Here is a 24,005-nt window from a genome sequence, read left to right on the forward strand (position 1 = left end):
TTATTGCTTACCGCGAACTAAATTAATGCACTTACGCAACATCCTGTGCCATAAGGTGGTTTGTTGTTTTGGGTTTGCCCGCCATTGTGCTAGCGCCTTGGCAGTGGCAAGGGCATTACTGTAATACCCGCTATGTTTACTTAAATACAGCGGGTAACTGATTAACGTACCCGCAACTAACTCGTCTAGCGTAAGCCGACGTTGCCGCCTGGGGCAGAGCTCGGTATCCTGGGTTAAGCCCCATCCGGCGTAAAAAGGTAAGCCGTAACAAAACACCTTAGTACCCCGTAACAGCGCTTCAAACCCCGCTAATGAGGTAAGCACGTGAACTTCGTCAACTTGCTCAAGCATAGTTGAAATATCCACATTTTCCGCTATTTCATCACAAATATTATGAGCTTTTTGCTCATTTTCACCTTGGGCCCGCCCACCGGCTAGGACATCGGGGTGCGGTTTGTAAATAAGGTAAGCATTTGGATTATTTAATCTTACGTGTTGTAACAATTCGATATTCTTTTTTAAACCTGGCGCACCAAAGGCAAGAGACGCATCGCGTTCAACTTGCCCTACAACCAAAAGTACCCTTTTACCGGTAACAGGCCGTTGCCATTGTGCTACACCCGTATTGTATTTTGAAATATGGTGCTGCAGTAAACACTGCCGTAATGCCTGTGCCTGTTCTAACTGATTTAAGCTGAACCGCTGCTGACTTAATAGCACTTCAAGATCACTTGGGCAGGTAGCATCAAAGTAAAGCCCGCGGCTGTCTACCACCCACGACAAGGGTTTAGTAAATAAAATACCTAAGCCTACTGAACGTAAAAAGCCATCCTCTAGCCGATACAGTGTTACATTTTTGGACAGAGCCGATACGGCTTTGCGCCCCCAAATGACTGCAGTACTGCCAGCAGGAACTTGCCGTGGCTGTTTGACAAAGTGAACGTGGCTACCTTGAAAAAAAGCCGCTACCACCGGGCGCCAAAAAATACTAAAGCCGATGGCGTATATGTGCTCAGCAAAGCGCCAGCGTTGTACATTTTGTTCATGTAGCCACTGTAACGCCTGTTCTAGCGACACTTCCTGCTGCGTTTCGGGGCAATAACTAGCGGTAAGCTCAAATAAAATGCCATAAATAAGCTGATTTAAGCTAAGAGTTGCTAGCGCTGGCAGAAGATCTTGCGTTAACCCTAATCTAGCGTAAAACGGTTGGCCTAAAACGATAACCGGCTTTTGCCACAGCAAGGCTTCAAATCCGAGAGGACTATTTAAAACCATTACACTATGTGCTGCAGCGATTAAACTGGCATGATGCGAAGGCTGCGTTAGCCATTGCACGTTAAGCTCATGCGGTATCACCACTTTACTTGTAAAATTTGGCTTACAGGTGGCATCAGGTTCATCTGAAATTATCAAAATATCTACTATATGCTGTTGCTGACAGTATTTTATGGCCTGTTCTAGCATAAAATCTGTTATCGATTTTTTAGCCTCTTCAATAACGACAAGCAGATAATTGTGGGTGTTTAGTTTAGCTGGCCTAGCGTTGTTATGCCGCGATATTTGCCATTGTGACCATTGTGATAAAAATTGGGTTACGCGCTTTTGTTCATTTTCAGCTAAAGGTCTATTGAACTCTTCAAAAAAACGCAAACGTTCGGCATCATTAGTACTCAGTGGCATTTCTTGCCAAAAGAAAGCGAGTGCTTGCGTTTTACCTGCCAAAGGTGGGCACCAAAAAACAACTTGGTTGGAAGATAAGTTTTTTAGTTTATTGTGCATGCAGCGTCCTTGCTGAATAACTGAATTAAAAATAAATTTAACAAAATACTAGGTTACTTCTATTTCATTTAGTCTCTATGATCACGAATTATAGCTCGTGCTAAATGAGCTATCGCTGTGATAAATATAGCAAAAAATACGAAAACCGCAATATTGTAGCTACGGCGTGGCTCGGTAGAAAACTCAGCTTGGGTTGGATATTGCAATACCGAGACCTGCTTAAGTTTACGTGCGGCTTCTACCCGCGTGCTTTCTAATGCCATTAAGGAGTTGGAATACAGCTCTAGTGCAAACTGCGCACGCAATTCTAAGGTTTGATAATCGGCTGAAACGCGGTTTAATGAATCACCGCTGCTGGCGGCCAGCTTTTGCTTTTCAATATCAATTTGCTGCCTTAGGGCACTAATTTCGCTATTTAAGCGCACCACTTCTGGCGATGCTGCACTTTGAAAACTACTGGCCGATTTTTTACGAGCCTCTAACACTGCTAATTGCCCTTGTAACTGGCCAATGACCACCAAAGTCGTTTGAACAGCACCAGTGGGAGATACTAGCCCTTCTTTATTCTGGAAGGCAAGAAGCTCTTCTCTCACGCTATATAATCGAGTTTCGAGTTTTTTTACTTGTTGCTCAATAAAGGCTACTTGTTCTTCGGCTAAGCGCTGCCCCATTAAGTTCATATGGCGCTCGCCTTCGTCTAACAGCGTTTGCGCAATGGCTTTCGCCATTTCAGGTGTATAGGCTTGTACCCGAATACGTAAAACGGCAGCGTAGTCGTCAAACACAATATCAATGCGCTTCTGCATATAGCTATAAAGCTTTTCAAGCGCAACATCTTCTTGGCTTAAACGGCTTAAAAAATCAATATCGCCACTGGCATAGTGCGCGCGAATATTGAGATTTTGCTGCAGCTTTTGCAGCATATCCACCGATTCTAAATGATCTTTTAATAACAGGAGATCGCCCGAGCCTTGCGTGCCCGACAACAATGACGAGATATTAAAGCCAGTAGGATTAATTTCGGGGCTTTGCAATACAATATGCGTTTCAGACACATAGCGATTGGTGGCAATAAGGCTCCAGTAAATCACCGCGAAAAAAATGGCAATAAGGCAAAGCGCCCAATGAGGCTGTTTTTTTAAACGGCTGCGGGTGCGCGCTAGGGTGTTCATGTTGGGAGTTTACCTATACTGTTGTGATAATCGTTAATGGCATCGTCGAGTTTGTCGTACCAAATGGCTTGGCCTTGATGTAACCAAATGCCGGCTTGGCATAAATCTTTTAGAATGCCTGTGCTATGCGAGACCATGATAATACTCGAATCACCAATACGATCTTTAAATGCTTGTGTCGCTTTAGCCCTAAAAGCGGCATCACCAACCGAAGTAGCCTCATCTGATAAGTACACATCAAAATCAAAGGCTAACGACAAGCCAAAGGCTAATCGGCTGCGCATACCACTTGAATAGGTTTTTACTGGCTGATCAAAGGCTTTGCCAATTTCTGCAAAGTCTTGGACAAAATTAATGATCTGATTGATATTGCTGTTGCCGCCGTGAATGCGTGCTACAAATTTTACATTCTGTCTACCCGTCATGCTGCCTTGAAAACCAACGCCTAAACCGATAGGCCATGATACCCGACAATTTTGGGTAATACTGCCCTTATCGGGCATATCCATACCACCGAGCAAACGTAATAAGGTGGATTTACCGGCACCATTTCTGCCAACTAAGCCCACACTAATGCCGCGCGGAATACTAAAACTAACATCTTTTAGTACCCAATCACCGCCAAAGGGGCCGTGATAGCGTTTGTAAAGATTTTTTACTTCAATCATTCAGACATTAACCGATTCTTAAAGCGTATTTGTAGCATAAGACCAAACACTACTAACGACAGGGTCCAAAACATTACATATTGCATATTAATGCCATAAATACTTTGATAATTTGTAAAAAATGCTAAACGGAAAGATTCAACGATGTGCAAAATAGGATTAAATAACAGTACTGTTTGTAAGCTATGAGGTAATACTTGAACTGGTATCATGACACCGGATAAAAAGTATAAAGGAAAGGTAACCATACCAATAAACTTTGCCATTTCTTGAATCGTTGTAACGATAACTGAAAAAACTAAACCTACTCCAAGCGCAAATATCCACATGGTGCACCATACACTAGCCGCTGCCAGTGCATTAGCAGGTAAGATGTCGTATTCCAAAAAAGCGGCTCCGCCAACCAGTAATAATAATACAATTACTTTTATCAATACTTCTAATATGGCACGCACAACAATTGTATCAACTGGATGCACTTGTCTATAAGCAAATAAGGCGCGGCTGGCACTGATGGCTCCCATACTGCGGTTCATTACGGTACTAAACATTAAGTAAATAACCATACCAGTGATAAACCAGGGTATAAACTCCGCACCGGCAATATGCCTCACTCGCCCCATTAATTGCCGAATAGCGACAAAGAGTAAAATATGCACCAGCGGTTCAATAAAAATCCAGGTCCAGCCTAAGCGGTCACCAGTGATACGTGCACTGGCTTCGCGCATAAACAGCGCATGCCAGACATGTAAGGTTACCTTGTAGGGCGAACGCGCACTGTGCATTACAGATCCAACGCTACTTTAGTGGCTACCGCAATTTGATACAGTATTTGTGTCATGGTGCTAGCCAGTTGCAGGTTTTTGGTGCTTACTGCTGGCAGAATTAAAATTTCATCGCCGGGGCGTAAGGTAACGTCGCTGGCATTGCGTACTTCGCCATTTTGCCGCACCACTAGTACCCGTTTCTTATCGGCATGTTGGCTAAAACCACCCGCGCCTTGAATATAGTCCATGGCGGTTTTACCTGGCACAAACACCACCGATTGCGGAATATAAACCTCACCGCTAATTAAAATGGCATCGGTACGCGGTGGAATGGTAATAATGTCGCCATCTTGTAAGCGAATATCAACAATCTCCCCCTCGTGCGCCACCACTAAACGGCCGTTGGGTTCAACTTGGCGTGCTTTGGCGACAAACTGACTGATTAACTCCGCTTCACGAATACGAATGGCGGACTCTTCAGCCGTAGAGGATGGTGCCCCTAGGTAGGTCGTTTCTAAACGGCGTAAGCTATCGTCGAGTGATTGCTTTTGCCGCTCGGCAACACTGTTACGACGCAGTGAAATATTCTCAAAATCGGTAAGCATTGGCTCAATAGGAATAATATTCAACAATTGCTGTAAGGTTACGTTACGGGGTAAGACAAAATGCGATTGTCCTAAAAACTCACCTTCTAACTGCACTACAATGTGGTTTTCATGCTGATCAGCAATAAACAGCACTTCGTCGCCGTTATTTAGGGGGGTTGTGGCAAAATCCGTTAACGCTAGGTAATTAGCAAAGGGGCCGCTGGCTCGGGTGCCACGCACCAGCGCATGCGATACACCAGCGTTTAATTGGGTCAGCTCGGTAATGGCAGCGCCACTTAGCGCATTGCTGGAAAGTTGTTGTGGATGCAGCTCGTAATGATATGGCCGCCCTACATCGCCTTGAACAGTAACCACGGGGCCGCGATTTTCGACAATAATGGTGTCGCCATTTTGTAGCTGATCATGCAGCAATTGGCCATGTAAAATAAACTGGTATAAATCTAGTTCGGCAATGGTTTGGTTTTGCCGAATTAAGCGAATGCGCCGATAACTGCCTAGCTGATCATCCACGCCAGAGGCTTGATCGATAAAATACAGCACGGAGTCGCTGGGTACCCCGGCGTAACGGCCCGGTTTATTCACAAAGCCCGTTACAAACACAGCAACCGGTTGTACACCTTGCAAATTGGTGTAAACGCTGACGTTGTCGGAATACACTTTGCGTACTGCACCGCGCACGATGCCATCTAATTGGCTATGGCTGGCCCCCATCACCTGTACGGGGCCAATAGTGGGAATAAAGATATTGCCTTGTGCATCTACCGGCATAATGCGATCGATATCCACGGCGCCCCAAACGCGTAGGGTAATTTGATCGCCTGGTAAAATTTTATATTCTGGGTTTAAGCCGTCGGCACGAATACCCCGGAAGCCACCACTAAAAAGCTCTGAGCCAAACGGTTTGATATCAGCAGGGTTTAGCATTGGCTTGTTTGGCATAACAGGGCCATATGTGCCTTGCTGCCAATTGGTATTACTGGGGGTTTCATTGGCCGGAGGCGCTACTTGGCGCGCTTGTAACTCTGCGGCTAAATCGCCAAAGCTTTGAGCTTGCAGTGGCTGTAAAACACTGATGGCGAAGGACAATGCCAAACAGGCATAGGCGGTTTTCATTAACGTTGTGGTCATTGACTTACCCTTGCGACGCTGAAAGCAGAATATTGGGGTTCAATACCCATAGTTGTTGATACTGGCAGGCAACCGCGTTGTTTGCTGCGGCGCTGTTATCTGCTGATACGTTGCTGGCGGCGATGCTAAGTTTTAAGCAGGTGCGGCCGCTCGCTGAAAAATAGCGTTCTTGCACGTATACGGTGGCGTTATTGCCCCAAGGAGAAGATGCGGCCACAAATTGCTGGCCGACATTGGCATTTTGCAACTGATTGCTTATTTCAGCCGGTAAATAATTTAGATTAGAGTAATCATGGTAGGGCGAAGGTGTAATCTGCTGCGTTGTAACACAGCCTGAAACAAACAGGGTTACACCAACAACAGCGGCAACACGCCATAAAGAACGTGGCTTAAAATTTGGCATGGTTAATTCCATCTAAACGAGAATCTTTTAAAATAGCGATATAATCTACCACATTGACCAACAATGACAAAAATAAATTCCTCATCCCTGCCCAACTGCACATAAAACCAACACTTATCCACACAGCTCCAGTACCATTTATCCACACAACTCCGGTACGCAACGCGTTATGTGCATATCTTATTCACACAACTCCGGTACCAACTCCGGTACCGAATTAGTTATCAACATGTCTCCGGTACAGTTGTTAATCAGTGATAGGTTTTTCACATTTAAGTTGATAAAATTGTTAACTCAACTTGTGACGATACTAAAGCAATATGTGTTTGCCAGCGTTTAGTCAGTTCATTTTCATGCTTGTGATATAACGTAATGCCTTAAAAATCAGGTTTTCTGCGTTTAATCATAAATATAATCATTGCGTAATCTTACTTTAGGATGGGGATATGTTAAAAACACGGTTGTTAGCTGCTTTAGTTGCTGGCAGCGCACTAAGCGCATGTGGTGGTGGCGACTCAGGAAATTCCGGTACAGGCGGTGGTGGTAGTGGCGGCGGGATAATTACACCAACAACCTTTACAGCTAAATTTATGTCGGCATCGGCTTGCGGAACTACCCAAGCCTCGACAAACGGTGAATTGGTTATTCATGATCAAAACTGGCGGGTGATTAGTCGGCATCGCCCCGATAGCAATGGTAATGTTTCGGCTAATTTTTCTGGTGGAAATGTTGCTAATATCAGCACTATAACTTACAGCACTGGGCAAAATGCAGAATTTTCAGTTACGTCGTATGCGCAACATCCAGTAACAGACTTAGGTAGCTTTTATGTTCCTGGTACTAGCCAGCAAGGCTGTGACTGTCAAAATGTAAATGTTGTGGTGTCATCTGCCTTTGGCTCGCTGTCGACTGCAGATGTGCAATTAACCGGTTTTACTACCAGTGAACAGCGTCGTTCGCAATTATCTTTTAATGAAGTGCAATTTGAACAAGTTGGTGTATGCCGTGTGCCAAACGGTGCATGGCCGCTACTTACCGCAGTAGCCAATAATGGCACTGCTCGGGCGATAGCAGGTAGTGTTAGACAGTACAATATTGCGAATCCAGTTAATTTAACGCTTAACCAAAATGCCACCGTATTGCCAGTTAGCTTAAATACCTTTGATGTATCGTTATCTGAGACCCATTACACGACTACAGGTGGATTTGGCTTCCGCTCGCGCTTTGGTACTAACGATGTATTTATCTTTAATCAGCTGGAAGGTGTCGAGGTTATTTCGTTGCGTGCTGCAACTAACCAAGTTGAATCGACTGATGGCGGCTTTATTTTCCGCTCTGCCACCCAACGCCAAAACTTTACGGTGCCGTTAAACAATATGCCGGTGTTTAATGTGCCCAATACCGATGCACAGCAGGCGTTGGAATCTTTTTTGGTTCGTGACTTACCATCAAATAATAACAATTACAACCTAAGCAGTGTGCAAGGGTTTAATACCTTTTATTTGTATGCCCAAACTAGGCTTACCGATGGTACAAATTATTTCCAAAGCTTTATTGGGCCATTGCAAGGCACTTACCCCGATGAGATCGTCCCCGCAGATTACAACATAGACAGCAGATTGGATGAAAACGCCAGTGCCACGATAAATGCTAGTGTGATTCGCTATGGTGATAACCAAACCTATAGGCAGTATTTGCTAGACTTATCAGAACGAGGCGACTTGCCCTTTGCCGCACGCCTTACCGGTAAATGGGCTAATTACAGCACGGTGAGTGTACAAATTACGACAACGCCTTAATCAGCCTCGATTTATCCACACGTATCAGTTAGCGTTGTTGGCAATCTGGTTTATAATGCGCGTTAAGCGCTAGAAAGGCTTCCGGCAACGCATTGCCGGGAGCCATTTAACACATTATTTACTGTATTGGGTTAACAGCACATTACCCTGACCATCGACCAACTCAACTGCAACAACCTGCACTTTAACCGCATTTTGCGCCGGATCGGTCGCTTGCACAAAAGTATAAAGGTTTAAATTGAGTTGCTGAAACTTACTTCTCAGCTCTTCAATCCGTCTCGCTGTCGCTTCATCCTTTACCACTAGGTTTTTAAAATCATCACCATTGGTAAAACTTATTTGATAAGGATGGTAACGATGATTTTCCTGCCAATAGAAAATGCTGTTATTGGTTAGTTTCGATTGCGGAAAGGATAAGGAGGTAAAGTCATAAGCTTCTAGAATGAAATAATTCCAAGAAGTCTTTAAATACTTTACGTTAGCTGCAGCGGCGATCTCAGCATCAATTTGCTCTTTCAGAGCATTTTTTAAGTCGTTCTTTCTAAAATTGTCATTGGAATCACGGTATTCCTGTGAATAATTTTCTAGGACTTTATCGTAATCAACGGGGATTTTAGATAAGGCATAATAGGTGAACATCACGTGATTGTTACCCTGCCATTCCGCGTATTCAGCTAAGGGCTTGGCCGCATCACCAACCGATAATTTAGCTACCGTTGGCGCTTCCGATGTCACTGCCGCTGCTTGTTCTTGTGGAACTTCAGCTGCAGGCGTGTTGCTTTGTTCGGCGGGCTTGTCAGAACACCCCGTTAACGTTAATAACAGTAAACTTGCAGAAGTAATTAAGGTCAGAGCCGTTTTTTGCATATTAAAATCCACTTTCAAAAGTCAAAATAGGAACCAAGTAATTTAGGCTATAAATAAGACATAAAAGCCTTAATCATCATGCTTAGATATTTAGCATTTCGCAATTCTACTTTAGCGTTATTTAAATATAATCTAATACCATTAACTTAACTGCATTTTCAGTTATTTAAGAGAGCTTCAGCCGTTATTAAACGCCTTATTTACTATGCCAATTTGCCCTGGTTGTTGGCGTAACTGTGTGTGACATCGGTATAACAATAAGTTTTTTATGCATTGTAAATTGTATATTCATATTGCTGCCTTTAAGATGGCTGCCATACTCTGTTAACTCAGCTTCTATTAGCGTTATAAGGATTCCATAATGCTTTCTCAATTTTCAAAAGTGTCTGTTATTGGTTTAGGCTACATTGGTTTACCCACTGCAGCGGTTATCGCCTCTCGTGGTGTTGAAGTGGTGGGTGTGGATGTATCCGAGCACGCGGTTAACACCATTAACCAGGGTAAAATTCATATTGTTGAGCCCGACTTAGATATGTTGGTGCAAGCAGCAGTGACCACCGGTAAGCTACGTGCATCGTTAACGCCAGAGCCAGCGCAAGCTTTTATGATTGCCGTGCCTACGCCGTTTAAAGAAAATAAAGCGCCTGATTTAAGCTATATTCGCGCTGCGCTTGAAAACATTGCGCCAGTGATTGAGAAAGGTAATTTAATTGTTTTAGAGTCTACCTCGCCTGTTGGCACTACCGAGCAAATTGCAGAATGGCTGCGTGAGCTGCGCCCCGATTTAAAAGTGCCGCTAGACCAATCTGATGTGGCCGATGTGTTTATTGCACATTGTCCTGAGCGCGTATTGCCTGGCCGTGTATTACAAGAGCTGGTTAGTAACGATCGGATCATTGGTGGTATTACCGAGCGCTGTGCTGATAAGGCCACTTCGTTGTATCAATTGTTTGTGCGCGGTGAGTGTTTACGCACCAATGCCCGTACCGCAGAAATGGCTAAACTGACCGAAAACGCCTTTCGCGATGTGAATATTGCCTTTGCAAACGAACTCTCATTGATTTGTGACAAGCTAAAAATAAACGTATGGGACTTAATTAAGTTATCTAATCGCCACCCGCGCGTAAATATTTTAAGCCCAGGCCCAGGTGTCGGTGGCCATTGTATCGCGGTTGATCCTTGGTTTATTGTGGATTCTGCGCCAGAGCTTGCGAAGTTGATCCGTTCAGCGCGTGAAATTAACGATGCCAAACCACATTATGTTATCGATAAAGTGAAAGAAGCAGCGGACCAATTTAAACGCCCGATTATTGCTTGCTTAGGCTTAGCCTTTAAAGCAGACATTGACGATTTACGTGAAAGCCCGGCCTTGGATATTGCTGAGCATTTGATTAACGACAATGTGGGCGAGATTTTATTGGTTGAACCCAATATTCAATCATTACCTAAGCGGTTAAGCCAGCACAATGACAAGCTAACCACCCTACCAAAAGCCTTAGAGCGTGCCAATGTGTTAGTGGTGTTGGTAGACCATCGCCAATTCAAAGCATTGCATGTTAACGATGTGGCTACCAAGGTGGTTATTGATACCCGTGGTATTTTTGGCTAAGCCTTTATAACGCAGCCTGTATTTTAAAACTGAGCTAATAGCTGTTGTTGTATGCTATTAGCCAGTTGTTCCGCTTTAACCTGCGTATCACTTTCGGTATAAATGCGCAGCTCCGGCGCATTGCCCGATGCCCTTAAATGTATGATTTGCCCCAGATCATCGCCAATATCCAAGGTTATCCTTACTCCATCAATTGTGTTTACCGCTACAATCTGAGTTTGCTTAAGTCCAAGATCGGCTAAAAAAGCCACTGTGTTGTTCATCGCATGTTGCAGCAATGGCTGGCTTTGTGCTGGTGCAACATTTTGTAAGCGCTGACTGGCGGTAAAACGCTGTGGTAAGGCTTTTATCAGCGAGGAAATAGGCTTATGCGCAGCGTGGTGCAAAATGGCAATGAGCGGTAATAAGGCATCACGAGTTGGTAATGCGTTAAGCACTGTGCCGTTAATTGTTAATGAGGATGCTAATAAGAAACCGCCGTTAGCCTCAAAACCAGCAACTTTGCTATGCTTATTGTCTGCTTCAGGTGAGGCAGCTGTACCAGACGTATCAAGTAATTGCTGCATGCCTGCTATTACATAAGGCGAGCCAATGCGGGTTCGTAATACGGTAGTAAAGGCACCACATAAATCGATAGCACTGTTGGCATTTACCGGTACCGCTAATGCTGTAATCCCCAGGGCTTGCGCAGTGAGTAACCCCACCGTATCGCCGCGTAGCCAGGTGCCGGTTTCATCGGCAATTAAGGGTCGGTCACCATCACCGTCGGTAGAGAAAATTGCATCAAAACCGTATTGTACGGCCCATTGCTGCGCTTTTAGTTGATCGGCATCACTTACCGCTTCGGTATCAATAGGGACAAAATGATCTGTACGCTCCAGCCGTGTTACTTTCGCACCCAGTTGTGTTAATAGCTGATGGTATAGATCACGCCCAGCACTGGAGTGTTCGTAAATACCAATATGTTTACCCTTTAATACATTGGGAGAGCACATATCAAGGTAACGTTTTAGGTAAAAATGAGCAGCAGTATGGCTGGGTGTTAACGCCATAGGCGTGGTATTTGAGCTTGCAATTGTGGTTGCTGCTAAATCATTTACCGCCGTAGGTTCAGCAACGGATGAAGGTAGCGCATCTGTTTTAAAAACGGCATCGCATTCAAGTATTTGCAACTCATCTTGTTTGCTAATTTCACCATCTGGGCGATAAAACTTTATGCCATTGCGATCAAAAGGAATATGACTACCGGTGATCATAATAGCGGGGATCCCGTCTGCCATCGCTTTTAACGCCAGTGCAGGCGTAGGAAGCACACCATAGTAATGCACAGTAAGCCCCATGGCTTGCGCTATGGCAGCGCAGTGTTGTGCCATACCCGCACTACTTGGCCGATTATCGATAGCGATGGCAACCGCGTTAAACTGGAAAGCACGCAGCATAACGTGGATAAAGCTTTGCGTAAACGCAGCACAAACGTGCGGTGTAAATTGCGTGACTAAACCACGCGCGCCACTGGTGCCAAAGGCAATACCGCTATTAGCAATAACCCTGTTAATTTGCTCTGCCATCACGCCAATATGTTCCTTTTATCATTACGCTATTACTGCGTTATTCCGGTTTTATGTTCTGCACGCTTTGACGGCAATCATAGCCTTACTGAAAAAATAGTTTATTAAAAACAATAACTTATCTAAAAACAATAGCCTGATTTCAATAATGGCTTAGTTGCGACCATAGCGATCAGAAAAGCGCACGATATCATCTTCACCAAGATAGGCGCCCGATTGCACTTCAATCAGCTCAAGCGGAATTTTGCCTGGGTTTTCTAGCGAGTGTACTGCCCCTATTGGGATATACACCGATTGATTTTCGGTCAGTAATTGCTCTTGCTCATTTATGGTCACTTTGGCCGTGCCATGCACGACGATCCAGTGTTCTGCCCGATGATGATGCATTTGGATCGACAGTTTTTCGCCTGGTTTCACGGTAATACGCTTAACCTGATAACGATGCCCATTATCGATACTGTCGTACTTACCCCAAGGCCGATATACCTCACGATGAATATGATGCTCGGTGCGCCCACTGTTTTTTAATTGTTGAACAATGTGCTTAACATCTTGTACCTGATCTTTGGCGGCTACAAGAATGGCATCTTTGGTTTGAATAATTACCGTATTATGCAGCCCTACCGTGGTGACAATGCCGGTTTCAGAGTAAACATAATTGTGTGATGAATTATGCTGAAATACATCGCCGTGCAGTACGTTATTTTGCGCATCTTTGCTGCTTATATCCCATAACGATGACCAGGCGCCAACATCACTCCATCCTGCATCTAACGGGACTACCACGGCATCCTGCGTTTTCTCCATTACGGCATAATCGATAGAGTCTGCTGGGCAGGCGGCAAACGCCGCTTTGTTTACCCGAATAAAATCTAAATCAGGCTCTGGGCTGTCTATCGCTTGTTCGCACGCAGCAAGAATATCGGGGCGATAGTGTTGCAATTTGGCTAAGTACACGCTGGCTTTAAACAAAAACATGCCACTGTTCCAGTAGTATTCACCACTGGCTAAATACTGCTCGGCAATCGTTTTTGAGGGTTTTTCTACAAATTCGGCTACGGTAAAAGCGGTCGTTGATAAGGTGTGTTCTTCAGTACTGTCCGTGGTTTTCGTGCCTCGGCGAATATAGCCGTATCCCGTTTCCGGTGCAGTTGGCACAATACCAAAGGTCACTAGCTTGTTGGCTTTGGCTAATTCAGTGGCAGTGGCAATGGCCTGATGAAAAGCAGGTACATCTTGAATAACATGATCGGCTGCCAACACTAACAGCAAAGGATCTTGCCCTTTACGCTGTGCTGATAATGCTGCTAATGCAATGGCTGGTGCAGTATTACGGCCTACGGGCTCTAAAATAATATTGTGCTGTAACTGATTAATTTGCCGCAATTGCTCGGCGGCAATAAAGCGATGATCTTCGTTACAAATCACTAAGGGTTGCACTGCGTCTAAGCCTTGCAAGCGTTCTAGGGTGGCTTGCAGCATGGTAGATTGACCACACAGCGTTAAAAATTGCTTGGGCATTAATTCCCGAGATAATGGCCATAAACGGCTACCGGTTCCGCCTGCCATAATGATAGGTAAGAGCATGCTCGATCCTTGATTCTTAGTGATGTTAATTATGCTAGCTACTTTAAATCATCTTACGTAATAAGCAATAGATTACGGCAAAACACCCCCAGCTCACCCTTTGAAACCTATGAGATAATATAAATACAAACAGCAAGTTAAGCATTTTCTGCCATTTTATGTTGCGGCATTTCGAAGGTAAGCGTTATAACGATGTTTTATCCACACGTCTCCTATACCAACTCCGGTACCAACTCCAGTACGGGGTAAAAGACCACCCTACTTTATTGCTCTCGCCAAAAGATCAAGCGCGGATTACCGCGATAACGGCCAAAAATAACCTCATTTTGGGGCTGTTGTGTGTAATCGGCACTGCCATCCCAGCTGTAGGTTAACCACGGTGGTGCAATATATTGATAGGTAAGTTGCGCTGTAGTACCTGGCGCGGCCAATAACAAGGATAAAGGCGAGCTTTTACCTGCTTGCATTGTTGCGCCGCTACCACTAATAGCCGGCGTGATTGTACCGGTTAATTTCACTAAATTACTGGGTTCAACGAGGGTGCAGTTGTCTAGGGTATTTTCGGCAAAAAGGCTGCCATTCCAATATTCTGCACGCAATGTTAAGGGTAAACGATCAAACTCAGGACCAAAGGCATTATCCAGCACAGCACGGCCATAACGTAAATGCAGCGGATCACCAAGCGTTACCGCATTGCAATTACCAACACAACTGCCGGTAAGATTGGCATTAAAGTTGGGATTGGCTAACGGTCTGTTGTCTATTTCGCTAGCAATTTGCAAACCCAATTGTAGCGCAGCGAAGGGGCCATCAGGCTGCTGATTAACTTGACGATTAAATCGAACATCGTTTTGTGCTATTTGATAACGCCCCGCCACCCAATTAGCGGTTGTTACTGCCAAGCGATTGCCCAAGTTGATACTTTCGTTGCCGGTAAGGGTATTTTTAGCAACAACACTAAATTGCGCGGTACCGGTATAAAGCGCACTGTCGTAGTTTTGCAGCGTTCTACTGCCGCTTACCGCATCGCCCCTCGCTAGCAGGTCGTAACTTACTTGAATACCCGGCTGTGCCATATAGGTAAAGCTGTTGTTACATGCATCTTGAACAGTTGCGGTGCTAAGTGCCAACTCAGCTGGGTAAAAACGCCCAATATTTCCGCTAAGCGGTTTATTCAGCGCGTCGCCGGTTCCTAAATAACTGTTATTAAGTAATCCCATGCGAAGCCGTATCGTACCGGCTTCTTGCCAAATAGCACCTGAACTGCCTTGTCGCCCCGGAAATTGAGCCGCATTGCTAACAGGTTCAAAACTCCCTGCGGTAAATAATCCAGCATTACCAACCCCTGTTGCTGGATAGACTAATTGGGCAAATTCAGCCGTTAAACGTTGTGATGGCGTTTCATTTCCAAAATTGGGGGTTACTTGGCCTTGGGCGTTGCGGGCCTCTCCAATTAACCTAAATGGTCGCCCTGCAGGCCAAAAGCCTGCACCTGAATTTGTACTGCCAGGATTAGCATTAGCTTGATACGGCAAACTCGAGGCTTCAAGCCATTGCAAGGTATGAGGCCGCATGATCACATTATTTGAAGTGCCATTAAGTGTAACGGCTGGCCCAGCTTGTTCTTCTGGCAGGGCTAATGATGCATGCAAACGCACACTGCCCACGTCGGTATATTGATAAGTAAAATCTGCTGAACCCTGGGTATCAAAAGCAAGATTTATAGGGGTGCGACTCCCACTTGCGCCCGCATTATTTTTGTTGATGTTGATATTATTGATTAAGAACTGTTGATCACTGACGCAACTGCCGGGATTTAAACACTCTACACCGAATTGCACCGTGCGAGGTTCAGTTAAACGCGCTTCGCAGGCCATAGTTTGTGGATTAGTTCTTACAACCCTTATCTTCGCGTTGTAGCTTACGCCTGCATGGCCGTTGTCTAGTAAGTTACTACCGTTTTGGGGATTATTAAAAATTATCCCAACATCAGAAAACTGCATAACACAGTTTTCTGCAGCCCCAATAAAACAACGGCTTGCCGTAGTTGTACTAAAACTCGTTGTGGCCGCCAAAGAAACGTTGCCCGATATGCCACGATTAAAAGTGTAGCTTCCTAAACCCGCAGTTAATAAGGAAGAACCGTTTAAACTGGTATTTAATAAAAAATCTACCGGCACATAACCTGGAAATAATGCCGTGCAGTCAGCGTTGATGCAGGCTTTTATCACAACCGATTCAGCATCGCAGGTAAGCCCCTCACCATCGTGTTCAATTCTTAAATGATCGATATTGACACAGGCATGTGTTGAATCACGATCAGCAATCACATCACTGCTGCTAATTTCGTAGTTATAGACCTTAATCTCATCAAAATAACCGTCTGCAGAATTAATTGTACTGGCACCAAGCTGGCTAATATTATTAGGGTTGTCACCCAAAAATAAGGTGGTTAAACTGGCAGGAAGTTGGCCGTTTGTGGTTCTTTGCTGGCTTTGCACTAATACGCCATCAAGGTAAATCCGCAGGATAGTTTGATTGTTTCCTGGCGCAAATCGCCATGACACAGCGATATGTTTCCACGTGTTTGCCGCAAAATTGTAATTACCAGTCTCTGCTGCAACTGTTGTGCCCTGAGTATCACTAACTCTAAACTGTAAGCTACCGTTAATGCGCTTGGTAAGATGGAACCAGGCATTTCCAACTGATGTTGCATCAAATAATTGATTGTCTCGGGTAGTCCACGTTGTGTTTCCGCGATACCAGAACGTAATACTGCCCCTATTGCCAATGGCAGAATCCACATCGATATTAGTGTTAATACCTGAAACAGTTGTATTTGTATTAAGTGGGACATTTGCTGCACGGCAAACACGTCCATTTGCAACAGATTGCACTACACCGAGCATATTTCCGGCATAACCATTTCCAGTCCAATCAACTACCTCGTTTGGTCGACCCGACCAGCTTTGCTCTTCTAGCCAGTAATCGGCTAAGCGTATCGGATCGCCACTTGGTTTAAACCATCTTATGGCGGTACCTGCATAACTAAAACTGTTATTAAACGCGTAAAGTGTAAAATCTGAATTATTCACTTCAACGCCAATCGTTGCGCTAAAACCGCTGGCGTTTCCGGTTCCATATTGAAAAACAAACTCGCCATTTTCAAATAAAATGACTTGAAAACTGTATTGGCCAGGTAAACTGAAATGTGGCACATTCTCCCAGGACACAACAAATCGACGATTTGGTCCTGTACCTTTAGTTTGGTAACGTACAGTGCCACCAAGTGCTGGGTTGATGTCGTCCCAATACACCAAAATTAAACGATCTGCTTGAGTGCCTGCAGTACAATTTGTACAACTTGGCGGTAAAGTATTTACTGGTAAATTTGTATTATTGAATTGTCGATGAAACTGGGTATCAGCACCAAACTGTAAGCTGCCATTTGCTAATATTCTGACTTGAGTGTAGTTAACACCGCCAAAATTAAAGGTAAAACCGAGATTAACGACTTGCTTATCATCATCGGCGGGAAACCCTGTTTGCGTTCTATCCCAAATAACATCGGTATTTGCGCTTTCCCATTCGTAATTGGTTGAACGAAACGCATAGGTTGCCGCTAATGCGTCCACACAAAGAAATAGGCTAAATACAATTAGCAGAAAAAATTTCACTCGCGTACCTCCATACTTATCGTACGGCTGGTAATAAAACCATCGGCTTCACAACGCCCAAGACTAGTAAGTTGATACATATTGTTTGCCACGCTATTAGCCGGCAACGTTTGTTGTTGACAGCTTATACGTACTTCGCAACCACGTAAGCCTGGGTCATCAAAAGTAAACACATTGTTATTGCAGACACTACTTCCCGCTCGGGGGAACACTTCGGTTAAGGCTAATTCTAGACCACTTTGTGCAGCAAAAAAGGCGCGCGTGCCTTGTACTTCATAGACCAATGATTCAGATGAGCTCAGTAACAAGCGAGATAAACTGACCACAAGCGCTAGCATTACCACAATTATAAAAATAGCAATGACTAAAGCACTGCCGCGCTGCTGCCTAGCGAAATTAGGGCACATTATTGAGATGTACCTCGTAATTAAAAAATAAGTCGGCATTGTCTGTGCCGGCAAATCGCAAGAGTACATTTACAACATTATTGCGCGCCAGCATCGACGGTAAACTGTTAAAACTGACCTCTGCAAGTTTATTAGCCATTAACACTCCGTTGCTCAGCGGTGGCAAAGGCTGAGCAATTTGATAGGCGTAATTGGTGTAACGCCGCAGTTGTTGCGTAAGGGCGTTGTAACAAAAACTGACTGGGCTGGCACTTAAAAGATAAAAGCGCTGCTCAGGTGACCCCGCTGGAAAACTATGTGCCGTATTTAGCGCTAAGGTTATCGTTGCCGCTAGACCATCACTATCGGCTTGCTCGGTGGCTTGTAGCAATAGGGTAGATGCACCGAACTGATAGATATCAGCAGGTTGACGCGGATAAACACTAAACGGCAATCCCAAAAACGCATTCTGCCAGTTCATATGAATAAGCTGTAATTGTGTACCACTTTCAGGCGCTATGGGTAATGATTGATATAAACCACTGGAGACCACCGGCACAAATTCGATGCATTGCACGCCGGCCGTATTGCTGATGCGCACACTGTTGGGTGCGGCAGAGCGTAATTCGCGTACGAGTCGTTCGGCGGCAAAACGACCATCGGCTAGTATTTGTTCGCGCTGACTGGCTTCGCTGAACATGGTGGCGCCAATGCCTAAATAACTGCTGGCCCCTATGGCTAAAATGGCTAGCACCACCATAACGACCACTAATTCTATTAAGGTAAACCCTTTGTTCATTACCAATTCCCCCGATAGGCCGCAAACTGCAGATTGGCGCCTGTTGGCGTGGTAATGGTAATTTCAATTTTTTTGGCCTGCGATGCCGCTAAATTTATGCCGGTGACCTGTGTGGGCGCGGCATAAGTCACATTAACCGCCACTTGGTAATTAAGATACTGGTCTGCCAGCGAGCTCCCTAATAAATTGGTTAGCTCGGCTGCACTGCCAACAAAGCCTTGGAAATCGTCAACATCATTATAGGTTTCACGCGTTTCACTGCCATCCGGACCAAACTGGGCGGCATCGGTACATGGCGGCGCGCCCGTTTCACCGCAGCGCAGCATTCCGCCGGAACGATCACTATTTTCGTCATAGCTGCGGGCTAAAATTTCATTCATTAAGCTATGGCCAAGCTCAGTTGCTCGCACTTGATGCCACGGATCCGTACTTTTAATAAATAACGGCGCTAAAATAGATGTGATTAGGCTTAACGCAATGGCAAGCACGGTGATCCCCACCACTAACTCGACCAACGATACGCCACGTTGCCGTAAAAAACTGACCATGGGAACACGCGAGCGCACTGACAACTTATTGGCCGCTAACATGGATGAATATACCCTTCGCTCTCTAAGCAAAGCGGTAAGCTTTGCTGACCTTGCAAAATTAGGACGCAGCCGCTGGCCGCACATTGTGGCGCCCTGCCCCAGCTATCGAAGGTTAACGTGGTTAACGCAGCGGGTTGTGTTTGTAAACTGACATCAGTACCGCTTAAACATAGATGACTGGCGTCGTTTAGGCAGGCGGAACTCGTGCCTAAGCGATCTGCAGCAAGGCTTAGCACTACATTAGGGCAAATAGCCGGATCGCTTGAGGTGCATTGCATGGCTTGTTGCTGCACCCGCTGTAACAGCGCCAGCGCTTGTGCACGAGCAAATACTTCGCTGCTGCCCGAGCTGGTAAAAAAACGGGGCACTAAGCTTATCGCCAGTACCCCGATTAAAATAATAACCACAATTAGCTCAACTAAGGTAAAGCCGCGTGGTTTTATTTTCATATTACTTAATTAACAACCTTCAGGATTAATTGCTATAACTGGTTTGATACCCTGACCAGCCGAAGCGGTATAAGTGACACGACAATCATTCGCATTTGCAGGTTCAAATCCTTCAGGCCGGATGACAATAGTTGCCCCGTCTTCTGTTAAAGCCCATTCTGCATCAGATAATTCTGCAATATTCCTTAATACTTCTTCTTCTGCAGCAGGATAACCATTAGACAACAGAAATTGACCAGCAAGACAACTACCGTCAGTTTGTGCTTGAACCTCTCCACCGGCAGTTAAACAAGCAGGTCCAACCTGACGCCCAGCAATAATGGCTTTACCATATACCAAGGCTGATGCAGATTCTAAGGCGCCCTTTACACCGTTTAAAGTTGAAGCTCTGGCATCACTCCCAAAATCAAAAAACCTTGGCGCTGCAGTAATAGCCAAAATACCTAATATTACAATTACGATAATCAGTTCAATTAACGTAAAACCACTCTGTTGACGTTTCATAGCAACCCTCAGTTTTTATTTATAAAAGTATTAACACGGCCAGTGGCCGGGACATAAACAAAGCCATTAACATTGTTTTGGCTATTAGGTGCTACCGTTAAACCAGACGTTTGATAAAACGTACAGGCATGATCGGGAGCAAACAACTGGGTGTCGACCCGCACAAATAAGCGGGCGCGACGGATATCATCCATATTTGTTGACGTCGTGGCACGCGGTGGGCTTTGCATTATGCCATCAAGTACCAGTAAACATTGTTGTGCTGTCATCGCTTGCGGCAAACCGCCGCCAGAAGGATAACCATTGGCTCCAATGGCGATTACGGTGCCTTCAAGCTCAACTTGCCCAAAGGGCCGACCGTTTAATTCCCATTGACTGCGAGCTAAACTCACCGCCGAGGCAAAAGCACCTGCAACGGCTTCAATTGACACATCTTCGGCATCGCGCGTTGCACTGATAAACCGCGGTAACGCAACCGCTGCTAATACACCCAAAATGATAATCACAATAACGATTTCAATTAGGGTAAAGCCTTGTTGTTTAGGCGATAAAACGCTGTCTCGATGTTTGTATACGGCTTTATACATATTTGACTCTATTATTGTTTTATAAATTATTATGTATGAGAAACATATTGTTCGCTAGGTTGTAATGACACAAAACGCAAAAAATATGTATTTTTTTTAACGCCCTTTGTAGGCGTCTAACATATCCCACATCGGCGTAAAAATTCCCAATGCCAAAATAAGTACCATTACAGCAACAATCGTGATCAAGATGGGTTCAATTTTACTGGTGAGACTTTTTAAATCGAACGCCACTTCACGTTCATAAAAACCAGCCACCTCGGTGAGCATTTCGTCCATCTGCCCCGTTTCTTCGCCTACCGCCAACATTTGTAATACCAAGGGAGTAAAAATACCGCTTTGCTGCGAAACCCGGTACAAGCTTTCACCACGTTCGATATTGCGGCGCATCTCTCTAATAATTTCAGCGAGATAATCATTATCAACCGCTTCGGCCACTAAATTTAGCGCAGTTGTAATAGGAACGCCGGCATTTAACATCATACTAAAACTACGGGCAAATCGACCTAAGGTCGCGCGGTTTATAATATCGCCAACCAGGGGCAATCCCAGTTTCCAGCGCCCCCACTTTACTTTGCCCGCCGGTGTTTTTATGTAATGCTTCCAACTGAAAATAAGTGCAATAACAACCACAATTATCAACAGCCAGTACTGTGTAAAAAACTCTGAAGTGGCCAACAACACTTTGGTGGCCCAAGGCAATTCGGCATTAAAACGGCTAAACATATTGGCAAATTGCGGAATAACAAACAGGTTCATCACAAACAGCGCCACCGATAAGGCAATTAACACCATGGTGGGATAACGGCTGGCCTGCTTAATTTGTTTGCGCGTTTCTTGCTCTTGTTCAAAGTATAAACTTAATTGCAAAAAGGCTTCGTCGAGGCGACCGGTGTTTTCGCCAACGTGTACCATACTCACAATTAATCGATTAAATATCTGCGGATGGGCCGCGAGGGCAGTGGATAAATTACGGCCATTTTGTAATTGATCTAATAAATCGTGCAGTACCTGTTTCATCGCAGGCGAACGGGTACTTTCTTGCAAACTACTGATAGCACGAATAATGGGGATACCCGCTTTGATCAGTGAGTACATTTGTCGGGCGAAGATAATAAGCTCTGGGAGATCGACTTTTGCACCAAATTGCCAGCGCCCACTGTTTGCCGTTGTACTTTTTTGCGCAGTTAAACTCAGTAAAATTAAGCCCCGTTCACGCAAGGTGCCGGCCGCACTGGACGCATCAGCTGCCTCGATTTGTCCTGATACGGCTTTGCCACTCAGATCACGCGCTTGATACTGAAAACCCGGCATTAGCTTTCCTCCACCTGAGCGGTAAAGGCACTTTGTGGATCTGACTCGAGGTATTCAGAGACCTTCATCACTTCGTCTAAGGATGTGATCCCTTGTTTGGCGTATTCTAATGCCATCAGTCCCAAACTGACAAAGCCTTCGTTATGATAGGCTAAATGAGTAAAGGCCTCGGTATCATCACGACGCAGCGCATCAGCCAGCGGTTTGTTCATAACCAACAATTCAAACACGCCTAAGCGCCCTTTATAGCCAGTGTTATTGCATGATTGACAGCCGCGGCCTTGATAAAACACGGTGTGTTCTGCAATCTTATGATGCCGTAGCCAGTTTTGCTCAAGCTCGTCGGGCTGATAGGGCTGTTTACAGTATTCACATAATCGCCGTACCAGTCGCTGAGCAATAATAGCCCGCAGCGCACTGGCCACTAAGTAAGGCGCAGCACCCATATCAATTAAACGTAGTGTACTGGTTACCGCATCGTTAGTGTGTAACGTAGACAATACCAAGTGGCCGGTTAAAGCGCCACGTAACCCCATTTCTGCGGTTTCTTGATCGCGCATTTCCCCCACCATAATGATGTCGGGATCTTGGCGTAAAGTGGTACGCAGTACTTTACTAAAGGTCAGATCGATCTTAGTGTTTACTTGTACTTGGTTAATGCGCGGCAGGCGATATTCGACCGGATCTTCTACCGTGATAATTTTCGTGCCGGCTTGGTTAAGCTCACTGAGCATGCCGTATAAGGTGGTGGTTTTGCCCGAACCCGTGGGACCAGTAACCAGTACCATCCCATGTGGCGTTTGCATAATCCGCCGCAGCCGCGTCAGCATATGTGGCGGGATCCCCGTATCATCCAGCGTTAATACCCCAGCCGATTGATCCAGCAAACGCATTACCACCGACTCACCGTATTGCACTGGCATAGTCGACATCCGCACATCAATTTTATGCTGCTTTACTGTAATTTGAAAACGGCCGTCTTGTGGTAAACGTTTTTCCGAAATATCTAAGCTCGCCATCAGCTTTAAACGCAATACCAAAGCGGCGGCAATACTCACTTCGTTTAAGATGTTTTCTTGCAGCACGCCATCGATACGCTGACGAATACGCAGCACTTTTTCATCGGGTTCGATATGTATATCTGAGGCGCGAACTTGCACGGCATCTTCAAAAATGGATTGCAACAGGCGCGAAATAGTATTGTCGGCTTCAGATTGCTCCGATAAATTAAATTCTTGCTCAGGCGTTACGCCATATTCTTGTTTTAACTGTGTGGCAAAGCTTTCGATATCTTTAGTGCGGCGATACAGCGTATCAAAGGCCTGCATCAATTGGGTTTCGCGCACTACTGCTAAGCGAATTTCACGTGGTGCTAAAAATTGGGCTAATTGATCTAGTGCGGTGAGATCGGCCGGATCGCTCATGCCAAGCAATACTGATTGCGCGTCGGCTTCAAGCACGAGCGCCCGAAAACGGCGAGCTTGTACTTCAGATAATAATTGCGCGACTTGGCTGTCGATACGCTTTTGCGCAATATCTAAAAACGGCAGTTGTAATTGCTGCGCCAAAAACTGTAGCAGTTGTTGCTCAGATAGCACCTGCATTTCAATTAGAGTTGCGCCCAGTTTTCGACCGGTGTCTTGTTGCTGCTTTAAGGCCGCCGTTAATTGCGCCTCACTAATAATGTGTTCGTGAACCAGTAAATCACCCAGTCGCATTTTAAGTTTTGGTTTTTGCATAGCGT

20 protein-coding genes are annotated in these 24,005 nt (G+C 45.1%); 2 read left to right on the forward strand and 18 right to left on the reverse strand.

The window, feature by feature from the left end; all coding sequences use genetic code 11:
* From IE070_RS00085 to IE070_RS00110, 6 genes are all read right to left on the reverse strand, one after another.
* Nucleotides 1–1,779 carry a capsular polysaccharide export protein, LipB/KpsS family gene (locus tag IE070_RS00085; RefSeq protein ID WP_189479244.1) on the reverse strand — a complete coding sequence of 593 codons (1,779 nt, stop codon included), beginning with the start codon at nucleotides 1,777–1,779 and terminating at the stop codon, nucleotides 1–3.
* Between the two features lie 68 nt (nucleotides 1,780–1,847).
* Nucleotides 1,848–2,951, reverse strand: coding sequence for a KpsE/RkpR family capsule polysaccharide export protein (locus tag IE070_RS00090; protein WP_189479245.1), 1,104 nt, complete (start codon nucleotides 2,949–2,951; stop codon nucleotides 1,848–1,850).
* Nucleotides 2,948–3,619 carry an ABC transporter ATP-binding protein gene (locus tag IE070_RS00095; protein WP_189479246.1) on the reverse strand — a complete coding sequence of 224 codons (672 nt, stop codon included), beginning with the start codon at nucleotides 3,617–3,619 and terminating at the stop codon, nucleotides 2,948–2,950. Before IE070_RS00095 ends, IE070_RS00090 begins: the two co-directional genes overlap by 4 nt.
* On the reverse strand, nucleotides 3,616–4,404 hold the full coding sequence (locus IE070_RS00100; RefSeq protein WP_189479247.1) for an ABC transporter permease: 789 nt from the start codon (nucleotides 4,402–4,404) through the stop codon (nucleotides 3,616–3,618). The genes IE070_RS00095 and IE070_RS00100 overlap by 4 nt, the downstream gene beginning before the upstream one ends.
* Nucleotides 4,404–6,122 (reverse strand): polysaccharide biosynthesis/export family protein, encoded by a 1,719-nt coding sequence (locus IE070_RS00105; protein WP_189479248.1) that lies wholly within the window; start codon nucleotides 6,120–6,122, stop codon nucleotides 4,404–4,406. Before IE070_RS00105 ends, IE070_RS00100 begins: the two co-directional genes overlap by 1 nt.
* 4 nt (nucleotides 6,123–6,126) lie before the next feature.
* A complete protein-coding gene (locus IE070_RS00110) occupies nucleotides 6,127–6,525 on the reverse strand; it encodes an RT0821/Lpp0805 family surface protein (RefSeq protein WP_189479249.1) in 399 nt (132 codons plus the stop codon).
* 446 nt (nucleotides 6,526–6,971) lie between these two features.
* Between IE070_RS00110 and IE070_RS00115 the strand changes: the two genes are divergently transcribed.
* Nucleotides 6,972–8,324 carry a hypothetical protein gene (locus tag IE070_RS00115; protein WP_189479250.1) on the forward strand — a complete coding sequence of 451 codons (1,353 nt, stop codon included), beginning with the start codon at nucleotides 6,972–6,974 and terminating at the stop codon, nucleotides 8,322–8,324.
* 114 nt (nucleotides 8,325–8,438) lie between these two features.
* Here the strand turns inward: IE070_RS00115 and IE070_RS00120 are convergent, their stop codons facing one another.
* Nucleotides 8,439–9,191: a hypothetical protein gene (locus IE070_RS00120; protein WP_189479251.1), complete on the reverse strand. Its 753-nt coding sequence runs from the start codon at nucleotides 9,189–9,191 to the stop codon at nucleotides 8,439–8,441.
* A 361-nt stretch (nucleotides 9,192–9,552) separates the two neighbouring features.
* On the opposite strand from IE070_RS00120, the gene wecC reads away from it, so the two are divergent.
* The gene (wecC, locus tag IE070_RS00125) at nucleotides 9,553–10,800 is read left to right on the forward strand and encodes a UDP-N-acetyl-D-mannosamine dehydrogenase (protein ID WP_189479252.1); all 1,248 of its coding nucleotides are present in this window, start codon (nucleotides 9,553–9,555) and stop codon (nucleotides 10,798–10,800) included.
* Nucleotides 10,801–10,823: 23 nt separating this feature from the next.
* Here the strand turns inward: wecC and IE070_RS00130 are convergent, their stop codons facing one another.
* The 11 genes from IE070_RS00130 to IE070_RS00180 all read right to left on the reverse strand — a co-directional run bounded on the left by IE070_RS00130 (nucleotide 10,824) and on the right by IE070_RS00180 (nucleotide 24,000).
* The gene (locus IE070_RS00130) at nucleotides 10,824–12,368 is read right to left on the reverse strand and encodes a phosphomannomutase (RefSeq protein ID WP_189479253.1); all 1,545 of its coding nucleotides are present in this window, start codon (nucleotides 12,366–12,368) and stop codon (nucleotides 10,824–10,826) included.
* Between the two features lie 153 nt (nucleotides 12,369–12,521).
* Nucleotides 12,522–13,955 carry a mannose-1-phosphate guanylyltransferase/mannose-6-phosphate isomerase gene (locus IE070_RS00135; RefSeq protein WP_189479254.1) on the reverse strand — a complete coding sequence of 478 codons (1,434 nt, stop codon included), beginning with the start codon at nucleotides 13,953–13,955 and terminating at the stop codon, nucleotides 12,522–12,524.
* 263 nt (nucleotides 13,956–14,218) lie between these two features.
* Entirely contained in the window at nucleotides 14,219–17,632 is a 3,414-nt protein-coding gene (locus IE070_RS00140; protein ID WP_189479255.1) for a LamG domain-containing protein, read from the reverse strand.
* On the reverse strand, nucleotides 17,629–18,039 hold the full coding sequence (locus IE070_RS00145; protein ID WP_189479256.1) for a PilX N-terminal domain-containing pilus assembly protein: 411 nt from the start codon (nucleotides 18,037–18,039) through the stop codon (nucleotides 17,629–17,631). The genes IE070_RS00140 and IE070_RS00145 overlap by 4 nt, the downstream gene beginning before the upstream one ends.
* A complete protein-coding gene (locus IE070_RS00150) occupies nucleotides 18,029–18,817 on the reverse strand; it encodes a PilW family protein (RefSeq protein ID WP_189479257.1) in 789 nt (262 codons plus the stop codon). The genes IE070_RS00145 and IE070_RS00150 overlap by 11 nt, the downstream gene beginning before the upstream one ends.
* The gene (locus IE070_RS00155; RefSeq protein ID WP_229796871.1) at nucleotides 18,817–19,407 is read right to left on the reverse strand and encodes a type IV pilus modification PilV family protein; all 591 of its coding nucleotides are present in this window, start codon (nucleotides 19,405–19,407) and stop codon (nucleotides 18,817–18,819) included. The genes IE070_RS00150 and IE070_RS00155 overlap by 1 nt, the downstream gene beginning before the upstream one ends.
* Entirely contained in the window at nucleotides 19,401–19,856 is a 456-nt protein-coding gene (locus IE070_RS00160) for a type II secretion system protein (RefSeq protein ID WP_189479258.1), read from the reverse strand. The genes IE070_RS00155 and IE070_RS00160 overlap by 7 nt, the downstream gene beginning before the upstream one ends.
* 9 nt (nucleotides 19,857–19,865) lie before the next feature.
* The gene (locus IE070_RS16560; RefSeq protein ID WP_229796872.1) at nucleotides 19,866–20,360 is read right to left on the reverse strand and encodes a prepilin-type N-terminal cleavage/methylation domain-containing protein; all 495 of its coding nucleotides are present in this window, start codon (nucleotides 20,358–20,360) and stop codon (nucleotides 19,866–19,868) included.
* An 8-nt stretch (nucleotides 20,361–20,368) separates the two neighbouring features.
* Nucleotides 20,369–20,947: a prepilin-type N-terminal cleavage/methylation domain-containing protein gene (locus IE070_RS16710; RefSeq protein WP_189479259.1), complete on the reverse strand. Its 579-nt coding sequence runs from the start codon at nucleotides 20,945–20,947 to the stop codon at nucleotides 20,369–20,371.
* Nucleotides 20,948–21,043: 96 nt separating this feature from the next.
* Nucleotides 21,044–22,261 (reverse strand): type II secretion system F family protein, encoded by a 1,218-nt coding sequence (locus IE070_RS00175; RefSeq protein ID WP_189479260.1) that lies wholly within the window; start codon nucleotides 22,259–22,261, stop codon nucleotides 21,044–21,046.
* Nucleotides 22,261–24,000 (reverse strand): GspE/PulE family protein, encoded by a 1,740-nt coding sequence (locus tag IE070_RS00180; protein WP_189479261.1) that lies wholly within the window; start codon nucleotides 23,998–24,000, stop codon nucleotides 22,261–22,263. The genes IE070_RS00175 and IE070_RS00180 overlap by 1 nt, the downstream gene beginning before the upstream one ends.
* Nucleotides 24,001–24,005 lie beyond the last annotated feature (5 nt).

The organism is Alishewanella tabrizica (genome assembly GCF_014652375.1).
GTDB lineage: Bacteria > Pseudomonadota > Gammaproteobacteria > Enterobacterales > Alteromonadaceae > Alishewanella > Alishewanella tabrizica.

What these genes read in the sequence shown, in the direction of transcription:
- IE070_RS00085 (WP_189479244.1), bottom strand. Translation starts at nt 1,779, where the DNA reads ATGCACAATAAACTAAAAAACTTATCTTCCAACCAAGTTGTTTTTTGG.
- IE070_RS00090 (WP_189479245.1), bottom strand. Translation starts at nt 2,951, where the DNA reads ATGAACACCCTAGCGCGCACCCGCAGCCGTTTAAAAAAACAGCCTCAT.
- IE070_RS00095 (WP_189479246.1), bottom strand. Translation starts at nt 3,619, where the DNA reads ATGATTGAAGTAAAAAATCTTTACAAACGCTATCACGGCCCCTTTGGC.
- IE070_RS00100 (WP_189479247.1), bottom strand. Translation starts at nt 4,404, where the DNA reads ATGCACAGTGCGCGTTCGCCCTACAAGGTAACCTTACATGTCTGGCAT.
- IE070_RS00105 (WP_189479248.1), bottom strand. Translation starts at nt 6,122, where the DNA reads ATGACCACAACGTTAATGAAAACCGCCTATGCCTGTTTGGCATTGTCC.
- IE070_RS00110 (WP_189479249.1), bottom strand. Translation starts at nt 6,525, where the DNA reads ATGCCAAATTTTAAGCCACGTTCTTTATGGCGTGTTGCCGCTGTTGTT.
- IE070_RS00115 (WP_189479250.1), top strand. Translation starts at nt 6,972, where the DNA reads ATGTTAAAAACACGGTTGTTAGCTGCTTTAGTTGCTGGCAGCGCACTA.
- IE070_RS00120 (WP_189479251.1), bottom strand. Translation starts at nt 9,191, where the DNA reads ATGCAAAAAACGGCTCTGACCTTAATTACTTCTGCAAGTTTACTGTTA.
- wecC (WP_189479252.1), top strand. Translation starts at nt 9,553, where the DNA reads ATGCTTTCTCAATTTTCAAAAGTGTCTGTTATTGGTTTAGGCTACATT.
- IE070_RS00130 (WP_189479253.1), bottom strand. Translation starts at nt 12,368, where the DNA reads ATGGCAGAGCAAATTAACAGGGTTATTGCTAATAGCGGTATTGCCTTT.
- IE070_RS00135 (WP_189479254.1), bottom strand. Translation starts at nt 13,955, where the DNA reads ATGCTCTTACCTATCATTATGGCAGGCGGAACCGGTAGCCGTTTATGG.
- IE070_RS00145 (WP_189479256.1), bottom strand. Translation starts at nt 18,039, where the DNA reads ATGTGCCCTAATTTCGCTAGGCAGCAGCGCGGCAGTGCTTTAGTCATT.
- IE070_RS00150 (WP_189479257.1), bottom strand. Translation starts at nt 18,817, where the DNA reads ATGAACAAAGGGTTTACCTTAATAGAATTAGTGGTCGTTATGGTGGTG.
- IE070_RS00155 (WP_229796871.1), bottom strand. Translation starts at nt 19,407, where the DNA reads ATGTTAGCGGCCAATAAGTTGTCAGTGCGCTCGCGTGTTCCCATGGTC.
- IE070_RS00160 (WP_189479258.1), bottom strand. Translation starts at nt 19,856, where the DNA reads ATGAAAATAAAACCACGCGGCTTTACCTTAGTTGAGCTAATTGTGGTT.
- IE070_RS16560 (WP_229796872.1), bottom strand. Translation starts at nt 20,360, where the DNA reads ATGAAACGTCAACAGAGTGGTTTTACGTTAATTGAACTGATTATCGTA.
- IE070_RS16710 (WP_189479259.1), bottom strand. Translation starts at nt 20,947, where the DNA reads ATGTATAAAGCCGTATACAAACATCGAGACAGCGTTTTATCGCCTAAA.
- IE070_RS00175 (WP_189479260.1), bottom strand. Translation starts at nt 22,261, where the DNA reads ATGCCGGGTTTTCAGTATCAAGCGCGTGATCTGAGTGGCAAAGCCGTA.
- IE070_RS00180 (WP_189479261.1), bottom strand. Translation starts at nt 24,000, where the DNA reads ATGCAAAAACCAAAACTTAAAATGCGACTGGGTGATTTACTGGTTCAC.